The following is a 20384-nucleotide window of genomic DNA, read 5'->3' as shown; positions in this document are numbered from 1 at the left end:
AAAGTAATTGTAATGAGCAAGTGAGCTTGTTATGTAAAGGATGAGCTGAGGTAAAGTGTGATTTTGCCTGCTCATCCTTTTTTAATTGGAGGTTATAAGATATGAAAAGAATTCTTTTAACAGGTGCTTCAGGCTATATCGGTAGCCATTTAATGAATAAATTAAAAAAAGATTATGAAGTTATTGCTATTTCTAGACATATAGAGAATAAAAAGAATGAACAAAATGTAACATGGAAATCTGCTGATTTATTCGATTTAAATGAAATAACAAAAGTGATGAATGAAGTCGATATTGCTATATATCTAGTTCATTCGATGATGCCTTCAGCCAAATTAACTCAAGCAAGTTTTGAAGATATGGATGCATTATTAGCAGATAATTTCGTAAAGGCAGCGAGCGTTAATAATGTGCAGCATATTGTGTTTATGAGTGGCTTAATTCCTAATACTGATGAACTATCACCGCATTTAAGAAGTCGCTTAGAGTGCGAACGTATTTTGGGATCATATGGAGTACCGGTAAGTACATTGAGAGCAGGTTTAATAATAGGTTCTAAAGGGAGTTCTTATCCAATATTAAAAAAATTAGTAGAACGTTTACCTGGATTGTTACTACCACAATGGGCAAACAATACAACATTGCCTGTCGCAATTGAAGATGTAATAAATGGGCTTCATAAAATTGTAGAGCGTCGCCCATATGTTAATGAATCGATTGATATTGGTGGGCCAACACATATGACATATAAAGACTTATTTAAACAAACAGCAGATGTATTAGACAAACGCTTACCTATGTTAGATTTACCTATTATTCCCATTTGGCTTAGCAAGTTTTGGGTTAAATTGATTTCTGGTGTTCCAAAAGAAATGGTTTATCCACTAATGGACAGTTTAATACATGATATGGTTAGAGATGATAAAAATACTGTGGAAGGTATTTCTATTGGAGCTATTGATTATAAAGAAAGCGTACGTAACGCATTAGAAGAAGAAACTAAGTCGAAAAATAAAAGTAAAAATAAAATCAAAGGTAAGCGAGCGATTAAAGACGTTAGGGCGATTTCAAGGGTTACCTTACCCAAAGATGAAAGTATGAGCCAATTGGCAGAGCAGTATGCAAACTTTTTAAACCAGATTACATTAAATGCAGTTAGCAGTAACTTTAATGAAGATGATTTTACTATAACGGTGCCGTTTCTGAATAAAGAATTACTGCTATTAAGAAAAGATTTTGAGGCATCAAATGACGAAAGAATTTTATACCGTATTATTGGTGGAGATCTTGCTTTAGATTCAAATGGAGGTAACGCGAGATTAGAATTTAGAAGATTGCCTAATAGTAGTGAGTGTATCATAGCACTTCAAGAATATGAGCCCACACTTCCTTGGTGGGTTTATAAATATACACAAGCGAAGGTCCATAAAAGTGTGATGAATCTTTTTAAATTAAAATTGAGATCTAAAAAATGCTCCAGCAGTAGAGATAAGAAAACAATAATTTTACCAGTGATTTTGATAGGGGCAATAATCTTTAAGCAATATGCTTATAAAAAGCATTCATCCATAAATAAACATGCCACGAATGTAGAACGATAAAAGCGGGTGTCATTACATTTCGATTAAAAAAGGAGACTTTATAATGAGTATTATCTATAAAATTAAACCAGTCATAAAAGTTATAACGCCTATTTTAAGTGGTAAGTTTATCGGGAAATTTGCCGTAAAGAATGCACGAAAAGACTATAAAAAGAATGTGAAACCGCCATTTTCACCACCAGGCTATGTTTTTCCAATTGTATGGCCAATACTCTATACAACAATGGGTGTGGCATACATGTTAGTATCCAATAAATCTGATAATAAAAAGTTACAAGGTGTTTATTATACGCAATTAAGTCTGAATTATTTATGGTCTATATTGTATTTTAAATATAAATTACGATTTAGTGCATTGGTAGAAAGTTTTGTATTACTTGGAGCAGTAATAATGACAACTGTGAAATTTTTCAATGTTAAGAAGATTACTGGCTTACTATTGGTTCCATATTCACTTTGGAGTGCTTTTGCAACGTATTTAACCGCCGGGAATTGGTGGTTAAATAAAGACAACAAAGATTATAATGGCAATTCACGATTTTTATAAAATATGGCTAATATACATAGTGAAAAGTATAAATGAACATATATAAATAATTGAAGCATTTATATTTAAGCTATTGATAAAAATGTTTGTCAGCGAAAGTAGGAGGCAATAGAATGCATTTAGGAGTCGTACTCAATCGTGTTTTTAGAGTTAAAGACAATCCACTATTTGAATATGTAGCGGAGCATCAAGATGAGATAAATAAAGTGTATTTTATCGTACCTATAGAAGATTTAAATGACGCAGCAACAGTAAAGCGTGATTATTACCATAAAGTAATAAAAGGATTTGTAAGTACGCTAGAAAGGTATGATATATATCCTTATATTGTCACGTACGAAAAGCTAGGTGAATTAGCTCATACATTGGCGTTGTCTCATGTATTATTAGCAAAAGATATTATGAGTTACCACAAAGAAATGTATGACTATCATCATGTCAAACGAGCTTTTGAAAACCTTCAAATTACAGTGATTGGGCAGCGTGTGAATCATTATTTTCAACCTACAAAGACTTTTAATAAACAGCAACAGCCTTATAAAGTATTTACTAGTTTTTATAAAGCAAATCGTCAAGATTTAGTACATACCCCTAAGAAAAATTATCAATTTAAGCAGTTAACCAAAAATGCACAAAAAGGTTCAAATCAAAGCGACTTAAAATTCGGAAATAATAAAGATATAGAAAAGTTAGCGCGTAAAGCGTGGGATGATTTTTTAAATGATGACATCGCTCGTTATGATAAATTGACTGACGATGTATCACAAGATTTTGTAAGTGGATTAGGTAAATATTTAGCATATGGATTACTCGACATTCGTGAAATTATAAATGATTTGCTTGAAGGTTACGATAGCGATGAAACAAGTTATGAAGCTTTTATTAGAGAGGTTATATTCCGTGAATTTTATTATGTGTTAATGACACAATACCCAGAAACTGCAACTAAATCTTTTTCTGAAAAGTATCGCAACATGCAATGGTCTTATAATAAATCGCATTTTGAATTGTGGAAAAAAGGACAAACTGGCTATCCAATCGTTGATGCTGCAATGAAGAAGCTAAACCGCACAGGATATATGCACAATCGCTTGAGAATGGTTGTATCTCAATTTTTAACTAAAAATTTATTCATTGATTGGACATGGGGTGAGGACTATTTCAGAGGGTATTTGATTGATTATGATAATGCGTCTAATGTACATGGTTGGCAATGGTCAGCATCAACGGGGACTGATGCGGTGCCTTATTTCAGAATGTTTAATCCTATACGTCAAAGTGAACGTTTTGATGCACAGGGTTATTTTATTAAAACACAGTTAGAAATATTCGATAAGGTCTCAAGTAAAATTATCCACGACCCAACAAAACATAAGACTAAATTTAAAGAAAATTATCAAATTGAAATTGGTAAAGATTATCCAGAAGCTATCGTAGATCATAAAAGTAGTAGAGATTACGTTATGCATAAATTTAAACAGTATTAATGGATAAATAGATTGAGGAGGCGATGTTCCATATGTTAAAAAATTCAATACATCATATTTACTTAGAACAAAACAATGATGAAATAATAATAGAAAAATTTAATGAAAAACAGCAATATACCATTTTAGAACAAATTAATGATTTACCACAAAGTGGATTTACAGTTTTTAATCATTTATATGTAAATCCTAGTTTTGAAGAAGTATTTGAGCGTTTGTTTTTAAATAGAAATAGACATTTAAAAAGTATAGAAGGCTTTGAGAGTCTATTGTTTTTGAGGCCTCAAACTAATCATGCGCATTATGTTATTGTAACTGTTTGGACAGATGAAACTACTTATCAACATTGGCAAAATTCTAAAGAGTATAAAGCCTCACATCACAAAAGAGGTACTGACAGTGGTTCAGACAAAAATACCATAAATAGAAAGTTATCATTTAATATTAGTTTAGATTTAACTGATAGTTAAGTGTATTTCAAAATGTAGAATAATTTGAAATATAAGGAAAAAGACGATTTATATTAATCAATAATAGCTTATATGATACAGCTTATTTTCAGTTAGCTCGTGAGCAAGCTGCATGTAGTCTCTTTCTTATATTATATAATATGGAATCCATTTAGTGATAACTATAAAGTTTCTCGTGAAACATGTAAATAACATAACACTATCGGTTAACTACTCACTAGAGATAATTTAACGCAAGAAAATTGTTGACGATTTATTTGGTAATTCTATGTTATGAGTAAACTTAATATGGGTAAATGTAATAATATAAATAAATAACTTAATGGAGTGATTAATATATTATTAAATGAGTGGGAGCAAGAAAAAGAAACAATGCATTTATTATCACAAATACTAGGAAAATATAAATTAGCAGCAGCTTATCAACAGCCACAATGGGCGCATGTAGCTTTAGATATTACAGTTCAAGGCTTTACGACAGGTATGTTGCATGCAGATAATAAAGATTTTTATATTACCGTCAATTTACTTGATGATGAAATTGAGTTGAGAATTGACAACAATAAAGAAATTATAGCATTGAAAGATGGTCTTACAATTCAATATTACTACCAAGAGATTCAACGTATATTAGCAGAAAGCAAAGTGTTTATAGATATTAATACAATACCACAAGAATTCCCAGATACGACACCGTTTGAAGAAGACTTGCACCATCATCACTATGATTCTCAAATTAGCAATGATGTGTTGAAGTTGATGAAGTTTGCCTATCACGCAGAATCCCAATTCATCGCTCCACTGCGTACTAGGAAGTTTACGCCAAGGTTATTTTGGGGGACATTTGATGTTTCATGCGCAATTATTCAAGATATCCATCAACCATTTGAAAATGATGATATGGTCATTGAACGTGCAGCTTTTGATGAAGAAATGATCGAATTTGGATTTTGGTTTGGAGATGATAATTTTAAAGGCCCAACATTCTTTGTATTACCATATCCATTCGCTGATAGAAAATTTGAATGTCATGATGATTTTCCACAAGATAGCTATTACAGTGAAAATTTAGGAGAGTTTATTATAGAAGTAACGGAATACAGTGAAGAGAGCATGGACGAAATCGAAAAATTCTTCTATGAATCTTATAATATTTTAAAAGATTATTTAGAATGGCAAGGATGTAGTCATTTTCACTTACCGCTTAAAATGGCTAATAATCATTTGAGTTAGTCTACTTAATCAATTTTTAGTTCTTTAGCGTAAAAAATTAGTGTTATGTAATGCGAAAGAAATAAAATGAATTTTGTTTATCAAATGCTAGATTATATAAAATTAAAACCATTCCTTTTGTTTATTAAATACAAGAAGAATGGTTTTATTATTATGTTTACCAACCAGGTTAGTCTTAGGGTTGTGTGAGGTTACAGTGAGGGTTGTCTAGGTTAAGACGCAGCATAATAGCATTTTATTAATGTTGTTTGTGCGTATAGTGAAACAATGGGCTAACGGATATAAAAGAGCTAGAAGGAATCTTGAAGATTATAGTTTGCTACTTGATTTTAATTATTTAATTGATAGTTTCACTTCATGATTTCATTCCACGTCGCATTGTCATATAGCACACCTCACAATTTGTGAGCTAGATAGTTAATTTGAAAATAATGTTTTATCTTTAGGTTGATTCTCTAAATAAATTATTTTCCCTTCATCATCTAATCTTGCAATATCTATACCCTCTTGCGTATAAACACCTGTTTCAAATCTATTTCCACAAATAGCCCAATGTGTTTTGAAAGTGCCATCTTCTTGTTCTATCCAGCCATTATGCATGTGTTTTAAATCTTTATTTGTTTGGTACACACCTTTAACAAATTGTTTCCATGCGTCTTTGCCTTTAAAAGTTTTTTGATTCAACACAAATGCAATATCATCGTTAAATAAATCATTTAACTTATCAAAGCTTTCGTCACTATATCTAGCTTCATCGAACAAGATAAAGTATGAATCTAAAGTTTTCATTTTATAGACCTTCTTTATAAGTTGATTTGTACATAAGCATCCCAATTAACAAGTGTCTTATTAAAATCTTATTTTATATATAATTAAAGGTGTCGTATAGATATCTGCTTATCAACAGTAAATTTTATATTAACCTTTTAAAATAAACACTTAGCCATAAATATAGTTGGCAATGATAAAAGTGATAATTGATAATATCATAGATACAATGATGACACCGATTAAAGGCTTAAACGCTCGGTCTTGCAAATCTTTAAATGATACATTTAACCCTAGTGCCACCATTGCCATCAATAAGCAAATTGTTGTTAATGGCTCAATTATTTGCATTATAAATTGAGGTATAGGTACATAAGTATGAAATATTGCCATTAATACAAATCCAATTAAAAAGTATGGCATTTCGATACGTTGGTTTGTATTCCTAGCCTGTGATTTCAAGTTCATCACAAATATAAGTATTATACTTAAAGGTATGAGCAAGAATACTCGACCTAGTTTACCTAATAAGCCAATTCTTAAAGCTGTCTCACCTGAGAAATCTGCAGCAAGAATAACATGGGCAATTTCATGTAGACTCACACCAGACCATACGCCATAAATCTCTGGTGGTATTGTGAATAGTGTATAAATTACCGTATAGCCTAGTGAAAAAAGTGTACCAATTAATGCAACGATGCCTATACTAATGGCTGTGTCTTTTTCGCGTGTTTTTAAAATTGGAGATACAGCAGCTATCGCAGCAGCCCCACAGACCCCAGTACCAATACCTAGCAATAATGTGATAACTTTATCTCCTTTAATATAGTGATTTAGTAATAACATTAATCCAATACTTACAATTATGACACCGCCGTCAATAAGTAGTAATGTACTACCTTCATTTATAACATCAAAGATATTAAGTTTTAGACCATACAATATAATGGCGAATTTTAATAAACGTTTAGATGCGAAAGTAATACCTGGACGATAACTTTCAGGATAACCATTAAAATGTCTAAATAGTATTGCGATAACAATTGCAATTGTCAAAGCACCAACCTTATCTAAAAGTGGTAGCTTTGAACTAATTAAACTTATTGCAGCAATGATAAACGTGAATAATATGCCAAAGATAAATGGTTTATTGTTAAATTTAGTCATGTACCGTCTCCTCCTTTTATCAAAAGTGTAGCACCACAAATTTATAACGTTAAATAAATATTTAGTATATATGTCATAACAATTTTGATATGATAAGAATAAAATAATGAAAGGTGATAAGGCATGGACCCACTAAAAGTGTTAACTGAAGTTGTAAAGGCACAAAGTTTTACAAAAGCTGCAGAAAATTTGTATACATCACAACCATCAATAAGTAGAGACATAAAGAGACTTGAAAATGACTATGAGGTAAAAGTATTTGAACTTAAACATTCAAAAATGGCATTAACAAGTGATGGAGAGAAACTATACCAATATGCGTTGCAAAGAAATCATTTAGAACAAGAGCTGCGACAAGATCTAAAGATGCAAACAAATACAATCGCTGGAGATTTAAAACTGGGTAGCAGTTACACATTTGGTGAATATCGTTTGTCACGACAACTAACTAAATTAGCCCAAATGTATCCAGAATTACATATTCATGTACACTTAGATAATTCAGAAACGATTGTTGAACAAATTAAAAATAATATCGTTGACGTTGGTGTGGTCGAAAAAAAGATACAAAACAATGCAATTATAAGCACGCCAATTGCTCAAGATGAAATTGTATTAATTAAAAAGAAGAAATCTAGCCCGTCTAATTTAGAGACATGTTTTATTCGAGAACAAGGTTCCGGTACTCGTGTATACCAAGAAAATGGTTTGAATCAATTATCATTAAACCCTTATTTAGTAGTGATTAATAATACAAGTTTAATTAAAAGTATGGTCCATGCAGGAAATGGTTTTTCGATTGTATCTAAATCAACATTAACACCTGAAGATTTGGAGCAACTTGAAGTTGTTAATTTAGATATTGAGAGGTTTTTCTATTTAATTTTACATAAAAATAAATACTTTGATGAAAAAATGAAACGAGTTATATCCGTATTAAAGCAAGATATGAAATAACTTATAAAATGAGATGATTCATAATAGAATATTTTGGTTTAGGAGTAAAGAAGTGGAGTAGAAGTTATTGTCGCTAATTATAAATCAGTAATAAGCAATTAGCATAGGGTAGAAACCAAATGATAGTCATTGATTTCGTGTACCTATGCTATTGAGTGAGCAATCATTACTTGTTGCTAATTGAAAAATGGTACCGATATTCAGAAGCACTGATTTCAAAATGTTTTGTAAAATTTTTAGAAAATAGTAGTGGGTCTTTGTAACCAACACGTCTTGATATGTCACTTATACGTGTACTCGTATGTATTAATAATTGTGAAGCGTGATACATCCTTATATAAGTCAAATATTCTTTAGGGGAACAACTTAAATTCTTTTTGAACAATTTATATAAATGACTACGTGTAATATTAACGCTTTTAGCAACATCCTCAACAGTTATATGTTTTTGATAATTTGTATTTATAAAGTCAACGGCATGTTGAATATCTTCATTTACAATATCAACTTGGACAGAAAAATTTTTAGGGAACTTTTCTTGTAAGGTATAAACTAATTGATACAAATATTGCATAATCAGAATATCATTGGAGTTGTTTGACTCAATACTCTGAGAGAGTTTACAAATGAGTTGAATTATATTTTTAATATCTGTCGTATCTTGTCTTAATATGACATGACTATCAACAATACTACATCGAGATAAATAATTTAATATTTGTTTACCATTCATGCCTACCCAATAATAAGTCCAAGGATTTGAAAATGAAGGCTTATATTCTACTTCCATGCCACGTTCAAGCAAGAAAATATCTCCAGCAGTTAAATGATAAGTTTTACCTGCATAACTAAAAGTACCTTCTCCTTGAGTTACGATATGTAATACAGATTTTTGAAAAACAGTATAATTATAACCTACATTCGGTACGCCGATTTCAATACCACATTCGGCTAAATTAGCATCGACCAGCTTTTTTTGAAATTTCTTCCACAATACTTGCATGTTATCCCTCTTAATTAAAAAACATATTTGAACTTATATTTATATTAATTGAAAATGAAACATTTTGCCATATATCGTCACCATTATGCTATTCATAACCATAACTTACTACTGATAGAATAGAATAAACATATATGTAAGCGTTTTAATTAAGAACTCACATAGAGGTGAATGTAATGAATAGGCATTTAACAGGGAAACAAAAATTTGCATTTGGCTTCGGTGCCGTCGGTAAGGATGCCATATTTAATATCGTCAGTGTATTTCTAATGTTTTATATTACAGACATAGTAGGGCTATCTCCTGCGTTTGTTGGAGTTATGTTATTTGTTGCACGTATATGGGATGCAATTAATGATCCAATTATGGGAATGATTGTTGATAATACACGAAACAACTTTGGTAAATTTAAGACATGGCTTGTTATCGGCACATTGATTAATGCTGTAGTAACAGTATTATTATTTACTAATTTTGATTTACCACAAACAGCAATGTACATTTATATTTCTATTATATATATTTCCTGGGGAATGACATATACGATGATGGATATACCTTATTGGTCATGGCTTCCTAACTTGACGCATAACCCAAGAGAACGTGAAGAAGTATCAGTCATTCCAAGATTTTTCGCTAGCTTAGCCGCATTTACTGTCGGCACATTTGGTTTATTCTTTATACATAAACTTGGTGATATTTTTGGCGGAGGTAGTGATTCTACAGGTATTTTTGTATTTGCAATAATTTGTAGTTTGATTTTTATATTTACCATTGGTGTAACTGTCTTTAAAGTACCGGAAGACCAAGAAATGGAAAAGCAAATAGGCATTAAAGTTAAATTTAAAGATATCGGTCGAATTTTATTTAAAAACAAAGAATTATTAGCAATTATGGGCGTACTCTTAACTTTTAACTTGTGTTTACAAACATTAAATGGCTCTATTATTTATTATTTTAAATATGTAGTTAATGCAGAACATTTATTTTCAATTTTTAATTCTATGATTTTATGCGAAATGGTTGGTTTACTGTTATTACCACGCTTTATTAAATGGGTTGGCAGAACCGCTGCATTTAACACTTCTATAACATGCATTATCTCTGGATTGTTAATTATTTTGATATCCGGCTATATTGCACCACAAAGTATGACTTTAGTTATTATAGGTGCGGGGATATTACGAATTGGTTCAGGTTTTATGGTTGGTATCACAACTGTTTCATTAGCAGATGTGATTGATTACGGAGAAGTTAAATTCGGTCAGCGTAATGAAAGTATTATTACATCAACAAATACATTCTTAACTAAGACCTCTCAAGCGGTAGCGGCATTAATCGTCGGCGTAGGTTTATCTATTTTAGGTTATACGCCAAACGAAGCACAATCAGTTGTGACAATTAACGGTTTAAGAATCATGATCTTAGTTTCACCACTTGTTTTCGTTTGTTTAGCTGCATTTTTATATCATAAAGCCTTTAATTTAAAAGGTGACTTTTTAATGGATATTGAAAAGACATTACAGTATAAACGCCAAAGGGAATTTAGAGAAAGAATTAAATAAAGGGGTTGTTATCCATGTTAGACCAACAGTTTCACGAAAATATAGAGATTCAACATGTTAATTTATTACCAAGACGTGCATTTTATATACCATATCAACAAGGGGAAGTGGATTATAATTTTGGAACAAGATATAATACTCGAAATGCGACATTGTTAAATGGGGAATGGTACTTTCAATACTTTGAGTCAATAGAAGCTTATCTAAATCATTCAAATGAACAGGAAAGCAAAACACTAACAGTCCCATCAGTTTGGAATTTATATGGCTATGATCAAATACAATATTTAAATACTCAGTATCCAATACCTTTTGATCCACCATATGTACCTAAAGATAATCCATGTGGACACTACACGAGAAAGTTTACTATCGATGAATATGATCAACAATACGATTATCATTTGAACTTTGAAGGTGTAGATAGTGCATTTTATGTATGGATTAATAATGAATTTATAGGCTATAGTCAAATTGCACATGCTATTTCTGAATTTGATATTTCCGATTTTGTTCAACAAGGTGAGAATAATATCGACGTACTTGTACTTAAATATTCTGATGGTACTTATTTTGAAAATCAGGACATGTTTCGACACTCCGGCATTTTTAGAGATGTTTATATCTTGAAACGTGCAACTGAACGTGTTGATGATTTTAAAGTGGAAACAAATCTAAGTGACAGTTTAAATTCTGCCCAGATAGATGTAAAAATAGAACGGGCGCACAATCTAAAATCAGTAGAATTTCAATTATTTAACCCTGAAGATGAAGAGGTAGCAAGCATATCTGGAGTACATGAATATCAATTTGATGTCCAAAATCCACATTTGTGGTCTACAGAAAATCCAAATTTATACACATTATATATTTTGACAGATCAAGAAGTGATTACACAAAAAGTTGGAATTCGTGAAGTGGCTATCCAAAATAATCAATTTTATATTAATGGTCAATCCATCAAACTGCGTGGTACAAATTACCATGATAGTCACCCAGAAACTGGTTACGTAATGACAGAATCCCATTTTAAAAAAGACCTAGAATTGATGAAACAAGGGAACTTTAACGCCATTCGTACGGCACATTACCCAAAATCTCCGTTATTCTACGAAATGACGGACCATTACGGTTTTTACGTAATGAGTGAGGCTGATATTGAGACTCATGGTGTTGTTAGGTTATATGGTGAAGACAATAATGAAGATTTTAATATTATAGCTGACGATAGTAAATTTGAAACAGCTATTATAGAGCGTATTGAAGCTTCTATTATGCCACTGAAAAATTATAGCTCTATCGTATCATGGTCATTAGGGAATGAATCAGGATTTGGTAAGAATATGGTCAAAGGTGCAGAACATGCCAAATCACTAGATAATACAAGGCCAATTCATTACGAAGGTACATTATATCGAGATAAGCAACAACACTATGATCTATCTAATATAGATATGATTAGTAGAATGTATCCTTCTCCTAAAGAAATTGAGGAAACTTATTTGAAAAAGCCGGATTTAGATAAACCGTTTATCCTATGTGAATACGCACATGCAATGGGCAATTCTCCAGGAGATTTACACGCTTATCAAACACTAGTTGAGCAATATGATAACTTTATCGGAGGATTTGTTTGGGAATGGTGCGATCATGCCATTCAAATTGGAATGAAAGACGGTAATCCTATTTTTAGGTATGGTGGTGACTTTGGAGAAAAACTACATGACGGTAATTTTTGTGTCGATGGCATTGTTTTTCCAAATAGGGTGCCCCATGAAGGTTATTATGAATTCAAACAAGAGCATAGACCATTAAAACTTGTGTCACAAGATGATTTTAAAATTGGGCTACGTAACCAATTGGATTTTATGCCTGCAGAGAAATATTTGTTTGTAGAGGCTACAGTGACAAATTTGAATGGAGAAAAAACGATAAGTGAAATACCTCTTTCAAACTTCTTGCCACATACTACGCAAACAATTGATTTGAGCGATTATATTAATATAGAATATATCAGTGATGTCATATTACGATATAAATTAAAAGATGATGATATATTTCGTCATGAAAATTTTGAATTAGGACATGATCAAATCGTATATCAACGTCGAAAAATGAAAGAACAGGATGAGCAATCGGGTGAAATTGATATTCTAGTAAATGAAACTGATAAATTAATAAAAGTTTCAGTAGATAAAAGTGAAACGTATGTTTTTAATAAAGATAATGCAAGCCTTGAGTCAGTTCTTAAGCATAATCATATAGTGATTAATCAAAACACAATAAATAATATTTGGAGAGCACCCACTGATAATGATACGAATATAAAATGTGACTGGGCTTACTCTGGTTATAAAGGTATCAACACACGCGTGCACGATTATCAAATTGTAGAAAGCGAGACAGAGGTCAGTCTTATTTTTAATATAGCGATGGTTAATGACGCGGTGCCGCCGATACTATTTGGAACAGTGACTTGGCGTGTTCAGCATGATGGAATACTTAATGTAACTTATGATTTAGAAAGAGATATGAAAGCACCTTATTTACCACGATTTGGTTTAGGTTTGACCTTACCTAAAGTGTTTGAACAAGTGAAATATTATGGCAAAGGTCCTTTCAGTAGTTACGAAGATAAAGGTGTAGCCAATTATTTAGATGAGTTTGAGACGACTGTCACAGGCAATGGTGAAGTCCATATCAGACCCCAAGAAACAGGAAGTCATAATGAAACTACATTTGTTGAAATTAGTGATGGGTATAAAAGAGTTATCGTGACAAGTGACAATACATTTAGTTTTAATACAACGCATTATTCATTAAAACAGCTGACCGAAACAACTCATAAAGATACATTAGAACTTGAAGATCAAACCTATGTATATATAGATTATGCACAAAGTGGTATAGGTTCAAATAGTTGTGGACCAGAATTAAATGAAGCATATCGATTAAATGATCGATACATCGAGTTTAGCTTTAATTTGAAATTTGTCTAAGTAATTTTTTGAATAATATGTAAATAAAAACAGCCCTAATTGACTAACATTAGTTAATTAGGGCTGTTTTTATTTTACTGAAATTCAACTTAATTATTAGTGATTTCTATATTAATATTCACTCATTATAATTCTTGATTCTTAAATATTTTTAATGAAGTAACATAAGATAGAACAAAAGCTATTATGCCAACTAACGCATATACGCCTACAACAACTATACTGTTTGTTAGATTTGTAGCGTCTGAACCTGATACTGCAACTTCTGATAAATTCATGCTGAAGAAGACGATGAAAAATAAGAAAAGTACGATAAATGATATGGTAATTAAAATATCTTAGAAAAATAACAAAGGTGATGTACAATTGTCTATAATTTACAACTAAGGGGGGATTGGAATGCAAGAGGATGATTATAAAATATTGTCATTATTAAACGAAGATAAAAGTTTTACAAAAGCTGCAAATAGGTTGTTTATGTCACAACCAACACTATCTTATCGAATAAAAAAGATAGAAAAAGAATTTGGTATTAAACTTATTAATAAACAAGGGAATGAATTTAATTTTACACCTGAAGGTGAATATCTCGTTAAATTTTCAAATAAAGTATTGTTTGAAATTCAAAATTTGAAGTTAAATATTAATGAGATTAGAGAAGAATTGAAAGGAACCATTAAGTTAGGGGCAAATACTAATTTCGCAATTTATAATATGCCTGATTTAGTTAAAAGTTATGTAGAAAATTATTCAGACGTATATACGAACATGACAAGTGGATGGAGTATTGAAATTTTGGAACAATTAGAAAATAGCGATATTGATATAGGAATCATCACAGGTGATTATGAATGGCATGGTGAAAGGATTTTATTAAAAGAGGATCCCTTAACAATTATTAGCAATCAACCTATAAATTTAAAAAAGCTACAAACAGAACATAGAATTGTTTACAAAGCGCATCAGAATTATAATACTTATATCGAATTAGAAAATTCAATATCTAAAGCTATTAATGAGTGGTGGGATGAGCGGTATAATACTTATGCCAAAAATATTTTACAAGCGGATAAAATTGAAATTTGTAAAAAGTTTGTTCAAAAAGATATGGGATATTCTATTGTACCTAAGTCTTGTATTTTAGAAGAAGATCTATTTTATACAAAAGACCTAGTATTTAAAAATGGGCATAAAATTATGAGAAATACATGGTTATTCTATAAAGAAAATGCAATGAATAATGATATGAAAAATTTTATAACTTTTTGTGCAGAGTATTATAATTGCAAATAGGACAAACAGCAAGCTAATGTTGCTTGCTGTATTTTTATTAAAAAATTAATAAGTACATAAATAAATTTTATAACCTCTTAATATTTATAGTTATTTATATTGGAATATTGCAGTGATAATAAGAGATTAAGGAACAAAGTAAACTCTTTAATAATCTTATTTTTCTGAAAACTTATTTGCTGTGTAATTATTATGGTGCTAAACTTCAACTAATTTGAAGCTATCTTCAAATAAGGGGGGGTTGCCATGAAAGCTAAAAAACAAACAAATTTGTATATTTTAGGAATGGTATTGGCAATATTAACTTTTTGGCTTTTTGCTCAATCAATGATTAATATCATACCAACGATGCAAAAAGACCTTAAAGTTTCATCAGGTATTTTGAATATTTCAACGAGTTTGACGTCGCTATTTTGTGGACTATTCATAGTAGTTGGTGGAGGTATCGCAGATAGGATAGGAAGAAAAAGAATTACTTATGTTGGATTAATTATCAGTATTATTGGATCGTTGTTAATTATTGCAGCTAGAGAACCTGTCTTGTTGATATTTGCAAGAATACTTCAAGGATTATCTGCTGCTTTAATTATGCCAGCAACTTTAGCTTTAATTAAAACAACATTTGAAAAAAGTGAAAGACAACGTGCATTAAGTTATTGGTCATTTGGATCATGGGGAGGCGGAGGTGTAACAACATTTGTAGGAGGATTAATAGCGACATATTTTGATTGGCGACTAATTTTCGTACTTTCTATAATCGTATCTGCAATCGCTATGGTATTACTTAGGACAATTGAAGAAACTAAAATTTCTAAATTTAACAAAAAAAGGTTTGATGTAGTAGGGTTTAGTATTTTTGTTTTAGCACTATTAGTAATAAATGTAATTATTACGCAGGGTCAAGAATTAGGTTGGTTTAGTATAACTACCATAGGATTATTTATTACTTCTATCATATTAGCCTTAATTTTTATTTTTTACGAAAAGTCTAGAAAGAATCAATTTATAGATTTAAAGTTATTTAAATCTAAGCCTTTCACAGGCGCGGTGCTTACTAATTTTTTACAAAATGGTATAGCAGGTACTATTGTTGTAGCAAATACTTATATTCAAGTTGCTAGAGGATATTCAGCCTTTGAAACCGGTTTGTTAACGTTAGGTAATATTGTAGCATTGTTGTTAATGATTAGAGTTGGTGAGAAAATGCTTCAGAAGTTTGGTCCTAGCAAGCCAATGTTTCTATCAATTATTATTGCGAGTATAGGAATGAGTTCAGGTGCGTTAACATTTTTGCCTAATTTCACCTATCTTGTAGTTGTATTTATAGGATTCTTAATAGGTGGCATTGGAATAGGGTTATATGCTACCCCTTCTATTGACACTTTGCTAGAAAATGTAAGCGATGACAAGTCAGGTATTGGTTCAGGTATATATAAGATGGCGAGTTCTTTAGGTTATTCATTTGGAATCGCTATATCAACGGCAATTTATAGTACATTTTCAGTCTTGATTCATGACATTCATTTAGCAGGTGCAATTGGTATGTTAACACCTCTCACATTTGGAATTATATCTATTATTATTTTGATATCGACAATGTATGAAAAATCATTAAAAGCAAAATTAACTTAAAAATGGAGGAGTTAACTATGATGAAACCAGAAGAAAAACAAATACTCAATCTACCGTTTACTGGAATATGTACGTTTGGAAAGTATCCAGTTTGTGACGATATAAAAAAATTAAAAGAACTTAATGCGGATGTTGCTGTGATTGGCGTACCAAATGATATGGGGACACAATGGAAGTCGGGAGCAAGAATGGGTCCTAGAGCAGTTAGAGAAGGTTCTACACTATATAGTTTTGGTTTAGATGGCGCATATGATATAGAAAATGATATCACATACTTAGGCCCCAAATGGAAGGTATTTGATATAGGAGACGTAGATATTGTACATGGCGATCTTATGCAAAGTCATGAAAATACTGAAAGAACATTAAGAAAAATCATTGAAACAGAGGTTATGCCTGTGATTATTGGGGGAGACCACTCTATAACAGCTGCGACAGGAAAAGGACTTGAAGCATTAGGGCCATTCCATGTATTACAAATTGATGCTCATTTAGATTGGGCAGATCATAGATCAGGACAACGATATGGTCATGGTAGCTGCATTAGAAGATTATCAGAAATGGATCATGTAAAAAACATTTATCAATATGGTATTAGGGGGATTAGCAGTAGTTTAAAAGAAGATGTCGAGGCAGCACGAAAATATGGAGCAACAATTTTGTCACCCAAACAAATGAGAGAAAAAGGAGCAGAAAATTTAGCCTCCCTTATTCCAAAAGGTGAAAAAGTATATATTACTATTGATATTGATGGTATTGATCCGTCAATCGCCCCTGGTACCGGTACCCCTTCTCCTGGGGGACTACTATATGACGAGGTGAATGATTTACTAAAAGCAGTAGCCAAACATAATGAAGTAGTAGCATTTGATTTAGTAGAAGTCGCCCCTATGTATGACCAAACAGGTATGACAGGTCAAACTGCTGCACGTATTATGCTAGATTTATTGAGCTATGTTTTAAAAGAAAGAGAATTAAAAGGTGAAAGATAAATATAAAAATAAGTAGCTGTAAAATTCGATATTAAAATAAAAGCACTTCCTTGCGCTTCATACTCTATTTGATTCGTAAGGAAGTGTTTTTATGTTTAATTAATGGGGGGGTATATTCATTAAAATCATCCATATTTTGCTTAGAAATAAAATATATAAATATAAATTATAAAATATACATAATGTTTGTTATAATTATAACATGCTAAATAAATTTAATAATAAAAAACGTGTAATTATAGTATTTGTCTTCTGAAATAGAATAGATTACCATACATGAGCAATTTAAATAATTATCAAAATCTATTGAATTACATATCTAGAAACGGACAACATCTAATTGCAATTTAGGAGGAATAAAATTGACAACATCTAACAAACTTATATTCAATCGTACATACATGCTCATGTTAGCAGCAGGTATTTTTGCCATGATTGGATTTAGTACGATTTTAACAACGATTACATGGTATGCTGTTAAAGAATTACAATCGTCGATGGCATTAGGTTACATATTAGTATCGGCTACGGTGCCTAGACTACTGATGATGACATTTAGTGGTATGGTGGCTGATAAATTTAAGAAAACAACGATTATGTATTACTCAAATATTGCAGAAGCTGCTGTTATGGTAATCCTCTATTTTCTTATTATTAATAATCAACTTTCATTAATTCCTTTAATGATTTTAGCTGCTTTATTTGGTATGTTAGATGCATTTTTTGGCCCTGCATGTACATCATTGATTCCTAAAGTGGTTAAACAAGCACAACTTCAAAGAGCCAATTCTCTTTTCCAAGGTGGTACTCAAATATCATTTATACTTGGACCAATTGTTGCAGGTATGATTATGGAAAATTTTTCAATCGCAACAAGTTTCTACGTTGCTCTAATTTTTGTATTTTTATCAGCAATATTCGTTTTCCCGTCCTTTATCAAAGAAACGGAAGCACCAGAACGTTCCAATGAAACTCCAATTAAAGATATTATTGAAGGGTTCCGTTATGTAAAGTCATCTCGTTTTTTAATTACAGGAATTATTATTCTTGTTACTGCTAACTTTTTTGGTTTGGGAGCTTTAAGCGTAGGTATCCCCATATTAGTAGAAGCTTCGGGAGGCACGCCTATCAATTTAACTTACTTACAATCGAGTTTAGGTGTAGGTATGTTATCTGGAACAGTATTACTAAGTATCGTCACTTTAACTAAAGTTAGAGGGAAAATAACATTATTTACATTATTAGCTATGCTTTTAATATTCTTGGCATTTACACAAGTAACAGATTTAATTTGGCAAATAGTATTATTATTCTTAATAGGATTCTCGTATACAATTGTTTATATTCCATTTATTACCATGGCTCAAGAATTTTCAGATGAAAAGGTGACAGGCAGAGTGATGAGTTTAATCTTCCTTGCAATGACTGGTTTTGATCCAATTTCATATGTTGTGATTTCAGGATTAAATACAATGGATATTTCAATTTTTAATGTTTTAGCAATTTCAGCCATAGCTAGTATCGTTGTTTGGTTGTTTATTCTAATGAATTCTAAAGTATATAGAACAATTGATTAATAAAGAACGGATTATTATAAAATTTCATATATAATCGAGAGCCTCTCACTAATTGTAATAGTGGGAGGTTTATTTTATGGTGAAAATGTTTTGGAAATAATTTGTTTTTTGAAAAAATGATTATTAAAAGAAGGTTAATATGTGTTTGAAGAATATCATAGAAAATTTTAATTAGTATAGGTTTCATTTAACAAAAATTAATTTATTCGTTATAATACATTTTCGCTTTATTTATGTATAAATTTATACTATATTGAGTATTGTGTGTATTTTGAGGTGTATAAATACACAATGCAATGTAACGTAAAACTTAAAAATGACTGACGAGTAGATGTGTACTTTTAGATATAGAGGAGGAAAAACAATAAGAACGTTGACTTCTTAATTGATGTACTGCGAAAGTTAAAACAAATGATTTAATAATAGAAAAGTAACTATGGCATATAAGATTTAAATAGTGAAAATATATATAATAATGAACAAGAGACAAGGAGCTTGATTATGCTTAACTCTACGATTAAAAATGTAGAAAATGAAAAATATAAATTACAACTAATGAACACACATTACTTGAAAAGAATAAAAAAAATAAGTTTAGAAGAGGTTTATTTTTGTATTGAGAAAAGTGATGTTGTATCAATAGAAGCTTTAGAAACACATATACAACAGTCCAAAAAAGCAATCGCATTGATTGGTGAAGACAATATGAGAACGACACTTCAAGATTGTGGTAATGGTTTATATCAAGCTACAATAATTTACTTTGAAAAATCACTCGATTCGCTCATGGATGCAACAAAAGATTTAACGCTTTTAGAAACACAAGAAGCGAGTAAATATATGCTAGTAGATTAAAATAATAACACTTTCGCACGATTTCATTTTAAAGGGTGAAATAAGCGAAAGTGTTTTTTTATAGTGAATGAAAACTTTCAAATATGTAAAGTAATATATTATGATTGGTTTATATAAAGTGAAACATAAAAAGCCACTTTTTAATGTGACTTAAAGTATTTATTCTTCTATCAGATTTCTGTAAATTTCTTATTTTATTGGTGAAATTTGGCATTTCAACATAATATTGCGAATAGAA

Annotated in this window: 17 protein-coding genes; 13 read left to right on the top strand and 4 right to left on the bottom strand. The window is 30.9% G+C overall.

Translation table 11 applies throughout. From position 1 onward, the window contains the following. Positions 1-101 precede the first annotated feature (101 nt). The 5 genes from ACSUE0_RS00455 (at position 102) to ACSUE0_RS00435 (ending at position 5338) form a co-directional block, all read left to right on the top strand. A complete protein-coding gene (locus tag ACSUE0_RS00455) occupies positions 102-1601 on the top strand; it encodes an NAD(P)H-binding protein (protein ID WP_436955524.1) in 1500 nt (499 codons plus the stop codon). 43 nt (positions 1602-1644) lie between these two features. Beyond that, on the top strand, positions 1645-2148 hold the full coding sequence (locus tag ACSUE0_RS00450; RefSeq protein WP_436955523.1) for a TspO/MBR family protein: 504 nt from the start codon (positions 1645-1647) through the stop codon (positions 2146-2148). Positions 2149-2261: 113 nt separating this feature from the next. Beyond that, positions 2262-3635: a cryptochrome/photolyase family protein gene (locus ACSUE0_RS00445; RefSeq protein WP_436955522.1), complete on the top strand. Its 1374-nt coding sequence runs from the start codon at positions 2262-2264 to the stop codon at positions 3633-3635. 32 nt (positions 3636-3667) lie between these two features. Next, entirely contained in the window at positions 3668-4105 is a 438-nt protein-coding gene (locus ACSUE0_RS00440) for an antibiotic biosynthesis monooxygenase family protein (RefSeq protein ID WP_436955521.1), read from the top strand. A 327-nt stretch (positions 4106-4432) separates the two neighbouring features. Further along, a complete protein-coding gene (locus ACSUE0_RS00435; protein WP_119613575.1) occupies positions 4433-5338 on the top strand; it encodes a DUF5996 family protein in 906 nt (301 codons plus the stop codon). A 417-nt stretch (positions 5339-5755) separates the two neighbouring features. Here ACSUE0_RS00435 and ACSUE0_RS00430 read toward each other — a convergent pair whose 3' ends face one another. Further along, on the bottom strand, positions 5756-6127 hold the full coding sequence (locus ACSUE0_RS00430) for a nuclear transport factor 2 family protein (RefSeq protein WP_436955519.1): 372 nt from the start codon (positions 6125-6127) through the stop codon (positions 5756-5758). Positions 6128-6277: 150 nt separating this feature from the next. Beyond that, positions 6278-7273 carry a YeiH family protein gene (locus tag ACSUE0_RS00425; RefSeq protein WP_436955517.1) on the bottom strand — a complete coding sequence of 332 codons (996 nt, stop codon included), beginning with the start codon at positions 7271-7273 and terminating at the stop codon, positions 6278-6280. 123 nt (positions 7274-7396) lie between these two features. Here ACSUE0_RS00425 and ACSUE0_RS00420 point away from each other — a divergent pair, with 123 nt between their 5' ends. Continuing rightward, positions 7397-8230, top strand: a complete 834-nt coding sequence (locus ACSUE0_RS00420; RefSeq protein ID WP_119613578.1) for a LysR family transcriptional regulator — start codon at positions 7397-7399, stop codon at positions 8228-8230. Positions 8231-8396: 166 nt separating this feature from the next. Here ACSUE0_RS00420 and ACSUE0_RS00415 read toward each other — a convergent pair whose 3' ends face one another. Then, on the bottom strand, positions 8397-9233 hold the full coding sequence (locus ACSUE0_RS00415; RefSeq protein ID WP_119613579.1) for an AraC family transcriptional regulator: 837 nt from the start codon (positions 9231-9233) through the stop codon (positions 8397-8399). A 176-nt stretch (positions 9234-9409) separates the two neighbouring features. On the opposite strand from ACSUE0_RS00415, the gene melB reads away from it, so the two are divergent. Together melB and ACSUE0_RS00405 are read left to right on the top strand one after the other, a co-directional pair. Beyond that, entirely contained in the window at positions 9410-10798 is a 1389-nt protein-coding gene (melB, locus tag ACSUE0_RS00410; RefSeq protein WP_436955514.1) for a melibiose:sodium transporter MelB, read from the top strand. A 14-nt stretch (positions 10799-10812) separates the two neighbouring features. After that, positions 10813-13797, top strand: coding sequence for a glycoside hydrolase family 2 TIM barrel-domain containing protein (locus tag ACSUE0_RS00405; RefSeq protein WP_436955512.1), 2985 nt, complete (start codon positions 10813-10815; stop codon positions 13795-13797). Between the two features lie 125 nt (positions 13798-13922). Here the strand turns inward: ACSUE0_RS00405 and ACSUE0_RS00400 are convergent, their stop codons facing one another. Next, positions 13923-14075, bottom strand: coding sequence for a hypothetical protein (locus tag ACSUE0_RS00400; protein ID WP_182475134.1), 153 nt, complete (start codon positions 14073-14075; stop codon positions 13923-13925). Positions 14076-14196: 121 nt separating this feature from the next. Here ACSUE0_RS00400 and ACSUE0_RS00395 point away from each other — a divergent pair, with 121 nt between their 5' ends. From ACSUE0_RS00395 to ACSUE0_RS00375, 5 genes are all read left to right on the top strand, one after another. Then, complete coding sequence (locus tag ACSUE0_RS00395; protein WP_436955510.1) at positions 14197-15090, top strand: LysR family transcriptional regulator; 894 nt, start codon at positions 14197-14199, stop codon at positions 15088-15090. A 246-nt stretch (positions 15091-15336) separates the two neighbouring features. After that, positions 15337-16722: an MFS transporter gene (locus ACSUE0_RS00390; protein ID WP_436955508.1), complete on the top strand. Its 1386-nt coding sequence runs from the start codon at positions 15337-15339 to the stop codon at positions 16720-16722. Between the two features lie 17 nt (positions 16723-16739). Beyond that, a complete protein-coding gene (gene speB / locus ACSUE0_RS00385) occupies positions 16740-17714 on the top strand; it encodes an agmatinase (RefSeq protein WP_119613927.1) in 975 nt (324 codons plus the stop codon). A gap of 362 nt (positions 17715-18076) precedes the next feature. Further along, positions 18077-19291 carry an MFS transporter gene (locus ACSUE0_RS00380; RefSeq protein WP_436955506.1) on the top strand — a complete coding sequence of 405 codons (1215 nt, stop codon included), beginning with the start codon at positions 18077-18079 and terminating at the stop codon, positions 19289-19291. 501 nt (positions 19292-19792) lie between these two features. Next, complete coding sequence (locus tag ACSUE0_RS00375) at positions 19793-20146, top strand: hypothetical protein (RefSeq protein WP_119613929.1); 354 nt, start codon at positions 19793-19795, stop codon at positions 20144-20146. The last annotated feature ends 238 nt before the right edge of the window (positions 20147-20384 follow it).

It is taken from the genome of Staphylococcus sp. AS1337 (assembly GCF_051408735.1).
GTDB classification, from domain to species: Bacteria; Bacillota; Bacilli; order Staphylococcales; family Staphylococcaceae; genus Staphylococcus; species Staphylococcus xylosus_B.
The sequence above is the reverse complement of the archived record's forward strand: the minus strand, read 5'-3'. Positions and strand labels throughout refer to the sequence as shown.

Bases quoted from the DNA above. Each gene is read 5' to 3' on its own strand.
- speB (WP_119613927.1), top strand. From the start codon at position 16,740: ATGATGAAACCAGAAGAAAAACAAATACTCAATCTACCGTTTACTGGA.
- ACSUE0_RS00450 (WP_436955523.1), top strand. From the start codon at position 1,645: ATGAGTATTATCTATAAAATTAAACCAGTCATAAAAGTTATAACGCCT.
- ACSUE0_RS00420 (WP_119613578.1), top strand. From the start codon at position 7,397: ATGGACCCACTAAAAGTGTTAACTGAAGTTGTAAAGGCACAAAGTTTT.
- ACSUE0_RS00415 (WP_119613579.1), bottom strand. From the start codon at position 9,233: ATGCAAGTATTGTGGAAGAAATTTCAAAAAAAGCTGGTCGATGCTAAT.
- melB (WP_436955514.1), top strand. From the start codon at position 9,410: ATGAATAGGCATTTAACAGGGAAACAAAAATTTGCATTTGGCTTCGGT.
- ACSUE0_RS00405 (WP_436955512.1), top strand. From the start codon at position 10,813: ATGTTAGACCAACAGTTTCACGAAAATATAGAGATTCAACATGTTAAT.
- ACSUE0_RS00375 (WP_119613929.1), top strand. From the start codon at position 19,793: ATGCTTAACTCTACGATTAAAAATGTAGAAAATGAAAAATATAAATTA.
- ACSUE0_RS00455 (WP_436955524.1), top strand. From the start codon at position 102: ATGAAAAGAATTCTTTTAACAGGTGCTTCAGGCTATATCGGTAGCCAT.
- ACSUE0_RS00395 (WP_436955510.1), top strand. From the start codon at position 14,197: ATGCAAGAGGATGATTATAAAATATTGTCATTATTAAACGAAGATAAA.
- ACSUE0_RS00440 (WP_436955521.1), top strand. From the start codon at position 3,668: ATGTTAAAAAATTCAATACATCATATTTACTTAGAACAAAACAATGAT.
- ACSUE0_RS00425 (WP_436955517.1), bottom strand. From the start codon at position 7,273: ATGACTAAATTTAACAATAAACCATTTATCTTTGGCATATTATTCACG.
- ACSUE0_RS00400 (WP_182475134.1), bottom strand. From the start codon at position 14,075: ATGAATTTATCAGAAGTTGCAGTATCAGGTTCAGACGCTACAAATCTA.
- ACSUE0_RS00445 (WP_436955522.1), top strand. From the start codon at position 2,262: ATGCATTTAGGAGTCGTACTCAATCGTGTTTTTAGAGTTAAAGACAAT.
- ACSUE0_RS00430 (WP_436955519.1), bottom strand. From the start codon at position 6,127: ATGAAAACTTTAGATTCATACTTTATCTTGTTCGATGAAGCTAGATAT.
- ACSUE0_RS00390 (WP_436955508.1), top strand. From the start codon at position 15,337: ATGAAAGCTAAAAAACAAACAAATTTGTATATTTTAGGAATGGTATTG.